Below are 13,192 nucleotides of genomic sequence, written 5' to 3'. Positions count from 1 at the left end.
AATTCGCCACACTGTCTATCGAAAAATCTCGCTGTTGCCTATCGTCGATGCGCGGCGATTACCTTGGTGCATGACGATCGAGCAACTGCCCACCCAAGGTGAGCTGCGCAAACTTGTCGGGCTGGTCGACCACGACGACAGCGTCGACCCGTTCCCGGTCATCGGTTGGGACGCACTGGTCTGGGTGGTTGGCAACGCGACACAGACCGCCCACTTCCTGGAATCCGCCTTCGGCATGCGGCTGGAGGCCTACTCCGGCCCGGAGACCGGCAACCGTGATCACAAGTCGTTCGTATTGAGCAGCGGCGCAGCGCGTTTCGTTGTCAAGGGGGCGGTGGATCCGGAGAGCCCGCTGGTCGGCCACCACGACCGGCACGGCGACGGCATCGTCGATATCGCGCTGGAGGTGCCCGATGTGGACCGCTGCGTGAAATGGGCGCGCGAACACGGGGCAACCGTACTGGTCGAACCGCATGACGAGTCCGACGAATTCGGCACCGTCCGCTCGGCCGCGCTGGCCGCCTACGGCGAGACCCGGCACACGCTGGTCGACCGCTCCCGCTACGACGGGCCCTATCTGCCCGGCTATGTCACCAGGAAGTCCAGCTATGAGCCGCGCGCCGGACGGCCCAAGCGGATGTTCCAGGCGATCGACCACGTCGTCGGCAATGTCGAGCTGGGCAAGATGGACGAGTGGGTGGAGTTCTACCGGCGCGTCATGGGCTTCACCAATATGGCCGAATTCGTCGGCGACGATATCGCCACCGAGTACTCGGCGCTGATGAGCAAGGTGGTGGCGAACGGCAACCACCGGGTGAAGTTCCCGCTCAACGAGCCGGCCATCGGCAAGAAGAAGTCGCAGATCGACGAGTACCTCGAGTTCTACCGCGGCGCCGGCGTCCAGCACATCGCGCTGGCCACCAACGACATCCTCGCCAGCGTCGACGCGCTGCGGCGGGAGGGCGTCGAATTCCTCGAAACACCGGACGCCTACTACGAGGATCCGGAACTGCGCGCCCGCATCGGCAAGGTCCGGGTTCCGGTGGAGGAACTGAAGAGCCGCGCCATCCTGGTGGATCGCGACGAGGACGGCTACCTGCTGCAGATCTTCACCAGGCCGATCGGCGACCGCCCCACCGTCTTCTTCGAGCTGATCGAACGGCACGGGTCGCTCGGTTTCGGCAAGGGCAACTTCAAGGCGCTGTTCGAGGCGATCGAGCGCGAACAAGAGGCGCGCGGCAACCTCTGAGGCGACACCCGTCCGCGCGATCGAAAATACCTGCGCCGCAGATCGACCGCGCGGACGTGTCGGCAGCCGCCGAACAAAGTGTGAGGTTCCTGTGCGCGGCGATTCGCAGGACGTCCGCACTACTTCACCGCCGGTAGAGTTCACGGCATGCGGATTCCGTCGGCGATTGTCACCGGTCTTGCCCTGACATTGTTGCTGTCGGCGTGCGGATCGGGCGGGAACTCCGACTCGTCGAACGGTCCGGTCCGGCCGCCGCGGAAGGTGGCGGCGCTCGGTCCGTTCGTCGGCGAATGCGGCCATGTGACCGATGACGAGGTGCGGGCCGCGGCGGGGCTGCTGCAGATCTCCCAGGTGCGCCGGAATTCGGTCGGCTGCAACTGGCAGTCCGCGGGGCTCGATTCGCCCAGCGTCACCTTCGCGTCGTATCGGGGCAGTCCGATCGATCGGGAGCGCGCCTGGGTTTCCACCCAGGGCAGGAATCCGGAGACGATCGACGTCATCGGGCACAAGGGATTCCAGTCGCTCGCTCCCGGCGGCCAGGTGTGCGATCTCGCGGTGCAGCTCGGCGACGACTTCTTCGAATGGTCGATGTCGTATGGCATTTCCCAGGGGCCGAATCCGTGCGATCGGATGCACAAACTGGCCGAGTTGACCGTGCAGCGGTTGCAGTAGGGGAGAACTGATGATGATGCGCGGGAAGCGCTGTGCCCTCGTCGCGGCCGCATTGTTGACGGTCGCGGTCTCGGCGGGCGGCTGCGGCCGGACCATCAATGGGAATCCCCAGGCCGCGGGGTCGAGCGATTCGGTGAACACCAAATTCGACAAGCTGTTGCGCGAATGCGATGCGGTGGCCATGGATCAGATCGGCGATATCGTCGGCGGCAAGGGCTCCTACGCCCAGCCGACCTTCTACGGTGCGGTGTGCATGTGGGAGGTGCAGGGCGCGCCGGGCGGCAATGCCATGGCAACGCTGAACTGGTACGAGCTCGGTTCGCTCACCAATGAGAAGGCCAACAACGACCGGCTGGGCTACAGCACCACGAACGTCAACTTCGGCGAGAGTCTCGGGTTGCAGACGCTGCGGCCCAACGATCCGGATTCGTGTGGGATCAGCGCCGCCGCGCCGGATACCGGCATCGTCGGCTGGTGGATCAACTATCGCGCGGGCTCCGCGCATCCCGACCCGTGTGCCGCCGCGCGCAAGCTCACCGAGCTGACCCTGAATCTGGCCAGGTGAGCCGGTATCGCAGCACCCCCGCTTTGACCCTCCGTCGTGGCCACGGGTATCGTGGATCGCTGTGCCCGGAAGCATGCGGGCAAGTTCGTGCGGAAATGTAGGCCAGCGAGAGCGGCTGACCTCTCCGGCATGCCCAGAAAAAGGGCTAGGTTTCTCGTACGACACGCCCGACCTCGGGACGCGAGAAACGTGGACGGACGTGCGAGCCAACGCTCGATGACAAAGACATGAAGTTCCAGACACCGCGTTAACTAATAAGGAAAGCCGGTCTATGCCAACCATCAACCAGCTGGTCCGCAAGGGTCGCCGCGACAAGGTCGCCAAGACCAAGACTGCGGCCCTGAAGGGGAGCCCGCAGCGTCGTGGCGTGTGCACCCGCGTGTACACCACGACCCCGAAGAAGCCGAACTCCGCGCTGCGTAAGGTCGCGCGTGTTCGCCTGACCAGCGCGGTCGAGGTCACGGCTTACATCCCGGGCGAAGGCCACAACCTGCAGGAGCACTCGATGGTGCTCGTGCGTGGCGGTCGTGTGAAGGACCTCCCCGGTGTGCGCTACAAGATCATCCGTGGCTCGCTCGACACCCAGGGAGTGAAGAACCGCAAGCAGGCCCGCAGCCGCTACGGCGCCAAGAAGGAGAAGAGCTGATATGCCGCGCAAGGGCCCCGCACCCAAACGTCCGTTGATCAACGACCCGGTCTACGGGTCGCCGCTGGTCACCCAGCTGGTCAACAAGATCCTGCTCGACGGCAAGAAGTCGACCGCTGAGCGCATCGTCTACGGCGCGATGGAGCAGGCGCGCGAGAAGACCGGCACCGATCCGGTCGTGACGCTCAAGCGTGCGCTGGACAACGTCAAGCCCTCCCTCGAGGTGAAGCCCCGCCGCGTCGGTGGCGCCACCTACCAGGTTCCGGTCGAGGTTCGGCCGGGCCGCGCCAACACCCTGGCGCTGCGCTGGCTGGTCAACTTCGCCCGCGCCCGTCGGGAAAAGACCATGGTCGAGCGTCTGGCGAACGAACTGCTGGACGCCAGCAACGGCCTCGGCGCTTCGGTGAAGCGTCGCGAGGACACCCACAAGATGGCCGAGTCGAACCGGGCCTTCGCGCACTACCGCTGGTGATTGCCGTCCGGCCCGTCACTCACGTCGGCGCCGGCAGGCAGTCAGTCGGTGTGGCACTGCGGTGCCACTTCCGGCGTTGACATAGTGATGACCCGGACACCGGGTCTCGTACCCGAAGATCCCAACTAGCTACGAGACGGGAAGATTTCCGTGGCACAGGACGTGCTCACCGACCTGAACAAGGTCCGCAACATCGGCATCATGGCCCACATCGATGCCGGTAAGACCACGACAACCGAACGCATCCTCTTCTACACCGGCATCACCTACAAGATCGGTGAGGTCCATGACGGCGCGGCCACCATGGACTGGATGGCGCAGGAGCAGGAACGCGGTATCACGATCACGTCGGCCGCGACCACCTGCTACTGGAATGACAACCAGATCAACATCATCGACACCCCCGGGCACGTCGACTTCACCGTCGAGGTGGAGCGTTCGCTGCGCGTGCTCGATGGTGCCGTCGCCGTCTTCGACGGCAAGGAAGGTGTCGAGCCGCAGTCCGAGCAGGTCTGGCGGCAGGCCGACAAGTACGACGTCCCGCGCATCTGCTTCGTCAACAAGATGGACAAGCTGGGTGCCGACTTCTACTTCACCGTGCAGACCATCAAGGATCGCCTCGGCGCCAAGCCGCTGGTCATCCAGCTGCCGATCGGCGCGGAGGACACCTTCGAGGGCATCGTCGACCTGGTCGAGATGAATGCCAAGGTCTGGCGGGGCGAGACCAAGCTCGGCGAGCAGTACGAGGTCGTCGAGATCCCGGCCGATCTGAAGGAGCGGGCCGAGCAGTACCGCCAGGAACTGCTGGAGACCGTCGCCGAATCGGATGAGGCGCTGCTGGAGAAGTTCTTCGGCGGCGAGGAGCTCTCGATCGAGGAGATCAAGGGCGCCATCCGCAAGATGACCGTCAACTCCGAGCTCTACCCGGTGCTGTGCGGTTCGGCGTTCAAGAACAAGGGCGTGCAGCCCATGCTCGACGCCGTGATCGACTACCTGCCGACCCCGCTGGACGACGGCGGCGCCGACGGCCACGTGCCGGGCAAGGAAGACGAGATCATCCACCGCGACGCGAGCATTTCCGAGCCCTTCGCGGCGCTCGCGTTCAAGGTCGCGACGCACCCGTTCTTCGGCAAGCTGACCTACGTTCGCGTGTACTCGGGCAAGGTCGACTCCGGCGCCCAGGTCATCAACTCCACCAAGGGGCGTAAGGAGCGGCTGGGCAAGCTGTTCCAGATGCACTCCAACAAGGAGAACCCGGTCACCGAGGCGCAGGCCGGCCACATCTACGCGGTCATCGGCCTGAAGGACACCACCACCGGTGACACCCTGTGCGATCCGAACAACCAGATCGTGCTGGAGTCCATGACCTTCCCGGACCCGGTCATCGAGGTCGCGATCGAGCCGAAGACCAAGGCCGACCAGGAGAAGCTGGGCACCGCCATCCAGAAGTTCGCGGAGGAGGACCCCACCTTCAACGTGAAGCTGGATCAGGAGACCGGCCAGACCGTCATCGGTGGCATGGGCGAGCTCCAGCTCGACATCTACGTCGACCGGATGAAGCGCGAGTTCAAGGTCGAGGCCAACATCGGCAAGCCGCAGGTCGCGTACCGCGAGACCATCACCAAGGCGGTCGAGAAGCACGAGTACACCCACAAGAAGCAGACGGGTGGCTCGGGCCAGTTCGCGCGCGTCATCATCGCCCTGGAACCGTTCAAGGGCGAGGACGGCGCGACCTACGAGTTCGAGAACAAGGTCACCGGCGGTCGCGTGCCGAGGGAGTACATCCCCTCGGTCGACGCGGGCATCCAGGACGCCATGCAGTACGGTGTCCTCGCCGGTTACCCGCTGGTCAACCTGAAGGCCGCCCTGCTCGACGGCGCCTACCACGAGGTCGACTCCTCGGAAATGGCGTTCAAGATCGCGGGTGCGCAGGCCCTCAAGGAAGCGGCCCGCAAGGCCGGTCCGGTGATCCTCGAGCCGCTCATGGCCGTCGAGGTCACCACGCCCGAGGACTACATGGGCGAAGTGATCGGCGACCTGAACTCCCGCCGTGGTCAGATCCAGGCCATGGAGGAACGCAGTGGTGCCCGTGTCGTCAAGGCGCTGGTTCCGCTCTCGGAGATGTTCGGTTACATCGGTGACCTGCGGTCGAAGACCCAGGGCCGGGCGAACTTCTCCATGGTGTTCGACTCGTACGCGGAGGTTCCGGCCAACGTGTCGAAGGAGATCATCGCCAAGGCGACCGGCGAGTAATTCAATTGAGGCAAGATGTCACACTTGCCTCAATAGCCGGGAGTCTGCACGACCCCCCGTAAGTAAAAATCGCACTGCTGCAACTGCACGCACCAACAAGTCCAGGAGGACAACAAGTGGCGAAGGCGAAGTTCGAGCGGACGAAGCCGCACGTCAACATCGGCACCATCGGTCACGTCGACCACGGCAAGACCACGCTGACCGCAGCGATCACCAAGGTGCTGGCTGACAAGTACCCGGACCTGAACGCGGCCTTCGCGTTCGACCAGATCGACAAGGCGCCGGAAGAGAAGGCTCGTGGTATCACGATCAACATCTCCCACGTCGAGTACCAGACCGAGAAGCGCCACTACGCGCACGTCGATGCTCCGGGTCACGCCGACTACATCAAGAACATGATCACCGGTGCGGCGCAGATGGACGGCGCCATCCTCGTGGTCGCGGCGACCGACGGCCCGATGCCGCAGACCCGCGAGCATGTGCTGCTGGCCCGCCAGGTCGGCGTGCCCTACATCCTGGTCGCGCTGAACAAGGCCGACATGGTCGACGACGAGGAAATCCTCGAGCTCGTCGAGATGGAGGTCCGCGAGCTGCTGGCCGCCCAGGAGTTCGACGAGGAGGCTCCGGTCGTCCGCGTCTCCGGTCTGAAGGCGCTCGAGGGCGACCCGAAGTGGACCGAGTCGGTGCTCGAGCTCATGAACGCCGTCGACGAGTCCATCCCGGACCCGGTGCGTGAGACCGACAAGCCGTTCCTGATGCCGGTGGAGGACGTGTTCACGATCACCGGTCGTGGCACCGTCGTCACCGGTCGTGTCGAGCGCGGCGTGATCAACGTGAACGAGGAAGTCGAGATCGTCGGCATCCGCCCGACCGCGACCAAGACCACGGTCACCGGTATCGAGATGTTCCGCAAGCTGCTCGACCAGGGCCAGGCGGGCGACAACGTCGGTCTGCTGGTTCGTGGTATCAAGCGCGAGGACGTGGAGCGCGGCCAGGTCGTCATCAAGCCGGGCACCAACACCCCGCACACCGAGTTCGAGGGCCAGGCGTACATCCTGTCGAAGGACGAGGGCGGCCGCCACACCCCGTTCTTCAACAACTACCGCCCGCAGTTCTACTTCCGCACCACCGACGTGACCGGTGTCGTTACCCTCCCCGAGGGCACCGAGATGGTCATGCCGGGCGACAACACCGAGATGAGCGTCAAGCTCATCCAGCCGGTCGCCATGGAAGAGGGCCTGCGCTTCGCGATCCGTGAGGGTGGCCGCACCGTCGGCGCCGGTCGCGTCACGAAGATCATCAAGTGATTCGCTGAATCGCTGAGCTGAACGGCGTCGCTCCGAAAGGAGCGGCGCCGTTTCGCGTTTCGGGGACCGGCGCACCGCGACCGGTATGCTTGCCAGGTGTCCAGGATTACGTTCGACCCGAACCAATGCGGAGGTCGCCCCTGTATCCGCGGTATGCGGATCCGGGTAAAAGACGTGCTCGAACTCCTGGCCGCAGGAGAGACCGAGGATTCGATCCTCGCCGATTACCCGTACCTCGAGCGCGAGGATATCCGCGCCTGCCTGGAGTTCGCCGCTGCTGAGATCGATCATCCGATCCTGCGGACGGCCTCTTGAGATTCCTCGTCGACGCGCAATTGCCACCGGCACTGGCGCGAGCTCTCGCAGACCATGGGCATGATGCTGTGCATGTCTGTGACATCGATCTGACGTCGGCACCGGACCACCAAGTGTGGCAAGAGGCTCTGCGGCGCGACGCCGTCATCGTCACCAAGGACGAGGATTTCATCCTTATCGGGAAGGGCCGATCCGGTGAACCTGGTCCCGCCGTCGTGTGGATAAGGATCGGCAATTGCACTCGGCGGGCACTGTTGGATGCATTTCTACCGGTGCTGCCGACGGTAGTGGAGATGCTGCAGGCTGGCGAAACGATAGTCGAGATTCGCTGAATCACTGAGCCGAACGGCGTCGCTCCGAAAGGGGCGGCGCCGTTTCGCGTTTTGGGAGGGGTATCGAGTGGGCGGACATCCAAGGTAGTGTGGATGTTATGAGCTTTGCCTACGATGTTGTTCCGTTCAGCGATCTGCTGCACCGGCCTGCTGTTACCGCTGGACTGCTGGATCGCGTTCGGGCGCTGCGGCTGCGTCGGCGGGATGCCGGTGATCTGGCGCTGATGCGGGTGGAGCAACTTGATGCGGAGGGTGTCGTCGTCGATTTCACGGCGCGGCTGCTCGCCAGTATCGTGCGGCGATTCGGCATGGATGGAGTGCGCGAGGCGCTGCCCGATGCGGTTCCATGGGTGACTTTTCTTCCGGCGGGTGATTTCGAACTGTTCCTTACCGAATTGGTTGCGGTGACACAGGGTGCAGCTGCACTGGAGAATCTGGCTCCGGTCGCTACCCTGCTGGCGCAGTGGCGGCACAGTGCCGAGGTCTATGCCGACCCGGCGCTTCGGGAGTTGCTCAGCCGTGAACCTGAGGGAGATTTCGGACCCGCCCCTATTCCGGAATCGGGGGACGTGGATCGATGAGTCCGAAGCGAGGGGATCGGGCCGCTCCGCCCGCGATTGGAGATGAATTCGAAATACGTTTGGCTACAACGGATTCCTGCGCCGGATGGGAGCATCTGGCCAAGCAGGCGCCGGGCAATCTGCATCGCGCCTACGACGCTATCCGCGCGTCGCCGAGGGCGACGACGAATCCGGATCGCCAGCACCGGCTCAAGGGACAGCTGGCCTCCATGATTTGGAAGGGCAACACCCTCGAACAGTGGCAATACGAGGTGACCGGTGGCGGCCGCATCTGGTACTTGATCGACGATGTGCAGCGGACAGTGTGGATTGTTCATGCCGGAACGGGTCATCCAAAATTACCGATTAGCGATCCGGGTGGGGAGTTTGAAAAGTGGGGGTAGGCGGGGGTTTGGGGGTTATGGTCGCTGTGAGGGTTCCGTTGGGTGCCCGAATCCGCTGGGGCCCTCGCTACAGATATTCCGGCGAGTCCAGGGAGGGGCTGCACTGTGGCGAAGGCGAAGTTCGATCGGACGAAGCCTCACGTCAACATCGGCACCATCGGTCATGTTGACCACGGCAAGACGACGCTGACCGCGGCAATCACCAAGGTTCTGGCGGAGAAGTATCCGAATCTCAATGCGATGTCCCCGTTCGACGCGATCGATAAGGCGCCGGAGGAAAAGGCACGAGGCATCACGATCAATATCGCGCATGTCGAATATCAAACGGCCCGTAGACATTACGCGCACGTCGATGCGCCGGGGCATGCCGATTACGTGAAGAATATGATCACCGGTGCCGCACAGATGGACGGCGCGATTCTGGTGGTGGCGGCCACCGACGGCCCGATGCCGCAGACCCGGGAACATGTGTTGCTCGCCCGCCAGGTCGGCGTGCCCTACATCCTGGTCGCGTTGAACAAGGCCGACATGGTGGATGACGAGGAGATCCTGGAACTGGTCGAACTGGAGGTGCGGGAGCTGTTGGCCGCGCAGGAGTTCGACGAGGACGCTCCCGTGGTGCGGGTCTCGGGACTCAAAGCGCTGGAAGGGGATCCGGACTGGATCCGGTCGATCGAGCAACTGCTCGACGCCGTCGACGAATCGATTCCGGAGCCGGAGCGCGAGACGGATAAACCCTTCCTGATGCCGATCGAGGACGTCGTCACCATCACCGGCCGCGGCACCGTGGTCACCGGCCGCGTCGAGCGCGGGGTGATCAAGGTGAACGAGGAGGTGGAGATCGTCGGCATGCGGGAAAAGCGGATGAAGACCCATGTCACCGGGATCGAGATGTTCCACAAGCTGCTGGATCAGGGTCAGGCGGGCGATGCCGTCGGCCTGCTGCTGCGCGGTATCCGACGGGAGGATGTGGAGCGTGGCCAGGTGGTGGTGAAGCCGGGATCCATTACGCCGCACACCGAATTCGAGGGTCAGGTGTACATCCTGTCCAAGGATGAGGGCGGCAGACATACCCCGTTCTTCAATAACTACCGGCCGCAGTTCTACTTCCGGACGACCGATGTGACCGGTGTGGTGACGCTGCCGAAGGACACCGAGATGGTGATGCCCGGCGACAATACCCAGATGACCGTCCAGCTGATCCAGCCGATCGCGATGGAGGAGGGTTTGCGTTTCGCGATTCGTGAGGGCGGGCGCACCGTCGGCGCCGGACGGGTCACCAAGATTCTGAAATGAGGCCGAACGGCGTCGCGGCGAAATGCCCGGCGCCGTTTGATCTTTCGCGTATTCCGATTTTCGGTCGACAAGTCGGTTGGTAGTCGGTAGACATGGGGGCATGTTTCCAGCACATCCGCGAGCGCGGTAAGAAGCGGTCTCACCGATAGGGCATCGGCGGCGCCGCTCGCGCCGCGCATGATGCTCGTGCCGTCGGCGGGACGCAACAGCTCGGCGAGTGTCGTAATCGACGGAACTCGTTGCTGGAGTGGATTTCTCATGACGCGCGCAATGCTGGCCGACCTGAACCTGGTACGCGATATCGGGATCATGGCGCATATCGATGCCGGTAAGACGACAACCACCGAGCGGATCCTGTTCTATACCGGTGTCACCTACAAGATCGGTGAGGTGCACGACGGCACCGCCGTGATGGATCGGATGCCGCAGGAGCAGGAGCACGGCATCACCATCGCCTCGGCCGCGACCACCTGTTTCTGGAACAACCACCAGATCAACATCATCGACACACCCGGGCATGTCGACTTCACCGTGGAGGTGGAGCGGTCGCTGCGGGTGCTCGACGGTGCGGTCGCGGTATTCGACGGCAAGGAGGGGGTGGAGCCGCAGTCGGAGCAGGTGTGGCGGCAGGCGGACCGGTACGACGTGCCGCGCATCTGTTTCGTGAACAAGATGGACAAGCTCGGCGCGGATTTCTTTGGCACGGTGCGGTCGATCGAGGAGCGGTTGGGCGCGAAACCGCTTGTGCTGCAACTGCCGATCGGCGTCGAGGACAGCTTCACCGGCATTGTCGACCTGATCGAGATGACGGCGAAGATCTGGGATGGCGACACCGGCCATGGCATCCGCTATCGGATGGCGCCGATTCCGGACGGGTTGCGTGCGCAAGCCGAACGGTATCGCGAGGCGCTGGTCGAACTCGTCGCGACATCGGATGAGGCGCTGCTGGAGACATTCGTCGCCGGTGTGGCCCCGTCGGTCGCGGAGTTGAAGGCCGCGGTGCGCCGGGTGACCGTCGCGTCGGCGGGCTATCCGGTGCTGTGCGGTTCGGCGTTCAAGAACAAGGGTGTTCAGCCCCTGCTCGACGCGATAATCGACTATCTGCCTTCGCCTTTGGACGGCGGCGGCGCCTACGGCCACCTGCCGGGGCAGGAGCAGACCGTGGTGCATCGCGCGGCGAGTGCGGCGGAACCGTTCGCGGCGCTGGCCTTCAAGGTCGCGGTGCATCCGTTCTTCGGCAAGCTCACCTATTTGCGGGTGTACTCCGGGTGCGCGGCATCGGGTTCGGCGGTTCTCAACTCGACCAAGGGGCGAAAGGAGCGGCTGGGCAAGCTGTTTCAGATGCACTCGAACAAGGAGTACCCGATCGAGGAGGCGCGGGCCGGGCATATCTGTGCCGCGATCGGCCTGAAGGACACCACGACCGGTGACACCCTGTGCGATCCGCAGCATCAGATCGTGCTGGAGGCCATGACCTTCCCCGAACCGGTGATCGAGGTCGCGATCGAGCCGAGGACCCGCTCCGATCAGGACAAGCTGGGTACCGCGATCCGGCTGCTGGCCGAGGAGGATCCGACGTTCTCGGTGCGGCAGGATCCGGAGACCGGCCAGACCGTGATCGGCGGTATGGGCGAGCTCATGCTCGAGATCATGGTGGATCGGCTGCGTCGCGAATTCGATGTCGCCGCCAATGTCGGTAAGCCGCGGGTGGCCTACCGCGAGACCATCACCCGTCCGGTGCGACGGCTCGAATTCACCCTGCGCAAGCAGCACGGCGGTTCGGGTCAGTTCGCCAAGGTGGTGCTCGCGGTGGAACCGTTCGTCGGCGACGATGGCGCGATCTACGAGTTCGAGAGCCGGGTGTCCGGCGGACGGGTGCCGCGGGAGTACCTCCCCGCGGTCGACGCGGGCGCACAGGACGCCATGCAGAGCGGCGTGCTGGCAGGCTATCCGGTGGTTAATCTTCGGGTGGTGCTGCTCGATGGCGCCGCGCACGTGAAGGATTCGTCCGATCTCGCGTTCCGGACCGCGGCGGCGCATGCCGTCCGTGATGCGATGACGAAGGCGAATCCCGTACTGCTGGAACCGATCATGCGGGTCGAGGTGGTGACGCCGGAGCGCTACCTCGGCGAGGTGATGGGTGATCTGAGTGCCCGCCGCGGCCAGATCCATGCCATGGCCGAACGCGCGGGCGCTCGCGTCGTCGAGGCGCTGGTCCCGCTGGCCGAGATGTTCGGCTATATCGGTGATCTGCGGTCCAGGACGCAGGGCCGGGCGAGCTACACAATGGTGTTCGACTCGTACGCCGCGGTTCCGGCCGAGGTGCAGCGGACGATCATCGGCAAGGCGAGCTGAATCCGCCCGGTCGGTATCGAGCCGAAAGGGTTTGGTACCGACCGGGTTCCGGCTCGGCGGCCGTCGAACGGCTACTGGCCGCTCGGCTTCACGAAGCCGACCTGGAGTAGGGCGATCGGCGGGTTCGTGCAGGCGTCCGCGTTGAAAGGCACTGTGGTGGACGCGGTTTGGTTGGGCGGGTAGATCAACAGGAACTGGGCGGGGGTGCGCGTGCAGTCGAAGTTGCCCGCCTGGGCGTAGCGGACGGTGGTCTCGGCGGCGGCGCCGGGGGCGAGGGTGACCAATTGCGGGCTGCCGCTGTTGGTATCCCGTTCCGCACCGGGGCCGATCGTCGCGGGCGGCGATCCGGTGGCCAGCGAGACGCCCGGATAGCCGAAGAGCGTGCAGGCGGCCTTGCCCGAATTCGTGAAGACCAGCTGCGTGTAGATATGTCCGGCCGCTCCCGATCCGCGACCGGCCGTCACCGTGAGATCGTCTGTCGCACAGGCGGGTACATCGGATGGGGTCGGGGTCACCGGGGTGGGATTGGTGATGGTCACCGATGGCCCACCGGTGGCGGGCAGGTTCGTCGCGGTGGGTGTGGTCGGCGGCGCACTCGATGGGGAGGTGGTCGATGAGCCACATGCCGCCAGCGGTAGGACAGCCGCGAGGATCGCGACAGCTGCGGGGCGCATGACGCCAGGGTAGAGCAAATCGGCGATACCCGGCGGGGAGTCGGTGGCCCTTTACCGACCGCGGATGGCGCCGATTAACGTGTAGCAACCGG

The 13,192-nt window shown here is 64.5% G+C and carries 14 protein-coding genes; 13 read left to right on the top strand and 1 reads right to left on the bottom strand.

Annotated elements, in window-relative coordinates; all coding sequences use genetic code 11:
* Window positions 1–70: 70 nt before the first annotated feature.
* From hppD to fusA (F5544_RS40995), 13 genes are all read left to right on the top strand, one after another.
* Complete coding sequence (gene hppD / locus F5544_RS41055; RefSeq protein ID WP_167478130.1) at window positions 71–1,249, top strand: 4-hydroxyphenylpyruvate dioxygenase; 1,179 nt, start codon at window positions 71–73, stop codon at window positions 1,247–1,249.
* 147 nt (window positions 1,250–1,396) lie between these two features.
* Entirely contained in the window at window positions 1,397–1,921 is a 525-nt protein-coding gene (locus F5544_RS41050; protein ID WP_167478129.1) for a DUF3558 domain-containing protein, read from the top strand.
* A 10-nt stretch (window positions 1,922–1,931) separates the two neighbouring features.
* Window positions 1,932–2,486 carry a DUF3558 domain-containing protein gene (locus F5544_RS41045; protein WP_167478128.1) on the top strand — a complete coding sequence of 185 codons (555 nt, stop codon included), beginning with the start codon at window positions 1,932–1,934 and terminating at the stop codon, window positions 2,484–2,486.
* Window positions 2,487–2,757: 271 nt separating this feature from the next.
* A complete protein-coding gene (rpsL, locus tag F5544_RS41040; protein WP_014353064.1) occupies window positions 2,758–3,132 on the top strand; it encodes a 30S ribosomal protein S12 in 375 nt (124 codons plus the stop codon).
* Window position 3,133: 1 nt separating this feature from the next.
* Window positions 3,134–3,604, top strand: a complete 471-nt coding sequence (rpsG, locus tag F5544_RS41035) for a 30S ribosomal protein S7 (RefSeq protein WP_167478127.1) — start codon at window positions 3,134–3,136, stop codon at window positions 3,602–3,604.
* A gap of 150 nt (window positions 3,605–3,754) precedes the next feature.
* Complete coding sequence (fusA, locus tag F5544_RS41030; protein WP_167478126.1) at window positions 3,755–5,857, top strand: elongation factor G; 2,103 nt, start codon at window positions 3,755–3,757, stop codon at window positions 5,855–5,857.
* A gap of 116 nt (window positions 5,858–5,973) precedes the next feature.
* Complete coding sequence (gene tuf / locus F5544_RS41025) at window positions 5,974–7,164, top strand: elongation factor Tu (RefSeq protein WP_167478125.1); 1,191 nt, start codon at window positions 5,974–5,976, stop codon at window positions 7,162–7,164.
* Between the two features lie 96 nt (window positions 7,165–7,260).
* Entirely contained in the window at window positions 7,261–7,479 is a 219-nt protein-coding gene (locus F5544_RS41020) for a DUF433 domain-containing protein (RefSeq protein WP_167478124.1), read from the top strand.
* Window positions 7,476–7,811, top strand: coding sequence for a DUF5615 family PIN-like protein (locus F5544_RS41015; RefSeq protein ID WP_167478123.1), 336 nt, complete (start codon window positions 7,476–7,478; stop codon window positions 7,809–7,811). Before F5544_RS41020 ends, F5544_RS41015 begins: the two co-directional genes overlap by 4 nt.
* 98 nt (window positions 7,812–7,909) lie before the next feature.
* The gene (locus F5544_RS41010; RefSeq protein WP_167478122.1) at window positions 7,910–8,392 is read left to right on the top strand and encodes a hypothetical protein; all 483 of its coding nucleotides are present in this window, start codon (window positions 7,910–7,912) and stop codon (window positions 8,390–8,392) included.
* Window positions 8,389–8,775, top strand: a complete 387-nt coding sequence (locus F5544_RS41005; RefSeq protein WP_167478121.1) for a hypothetical protein — start codon at window positions 8,389–8,391, stop codon at window positions 8,773–8,775. The genes F5544_RS41010 and F5544_RS41005 overlap by 4 nt, the downstream gene beginning before the upstream one ends.
* A 105-nt stretch (window positions 8,776–8,880) precedes the next feature.
* Window positions 8,881–10,071 carry an elongation factor Tu gene (gene tuf, locus F5544_RS41000; protein WP_167478120.1) on the top strand — a complete coding sequence of 397 codons (1,191 nt, stop codon included), beginning with the start codon at window positions 8,881–8,883 and terminating at the stop codon, window positions 10,069–10,071.
* A 258-nt stretch (window positions 10,072–10,329) separates the two neighbouring features.
* The gene (fusA, locus tag F5544_RS40995) at window positions 10,330–12,426 is read left to right on the top strand and encodes an elongation factor G (RefSeq protein ID WP_167478119.1); all 2,097 of its coding nucleotides are present in this window, start codon (window positions 10,330–10,332) and stop codon (window positions 12,424–12,426) included.
* A gap of 71 nt (window positions 12,427–12,497) precedes the next feature.
* Here fusA (F5544_RS40995) and F5544_RS40990 read toward each other — a convergent pair whose 3' ends face one another.
* Window positions 12,498–13,100, bottom strand: coding sequence for a DUF4232 domain-containing protein (locus tag F5544_RS40990; protein ID WP_167478118.1), 603 nt, complete (start codon window positions 13,098–13,100; stop codon window positions 12,498–12,500).
* Window positions 13,101–13,192 lie beyond the last annotated feature (92 nt).

It is taken from the genome of Nocardia arthritidis (assembly GCF_011801145.1).
Taxonomy (GTDB): domain Bacteria; phylum Actinomycetota; class Actinomycetes; order Mycobacteriales; family Mycobacteriaceae; genus Nocardia; species Nocardia arthritidis_A.
The sequence above is the reverse complement of the archived record's forward strand: the minus strand, read 5'-3'. Positions and strand labels throughout refer to the sequence as shown.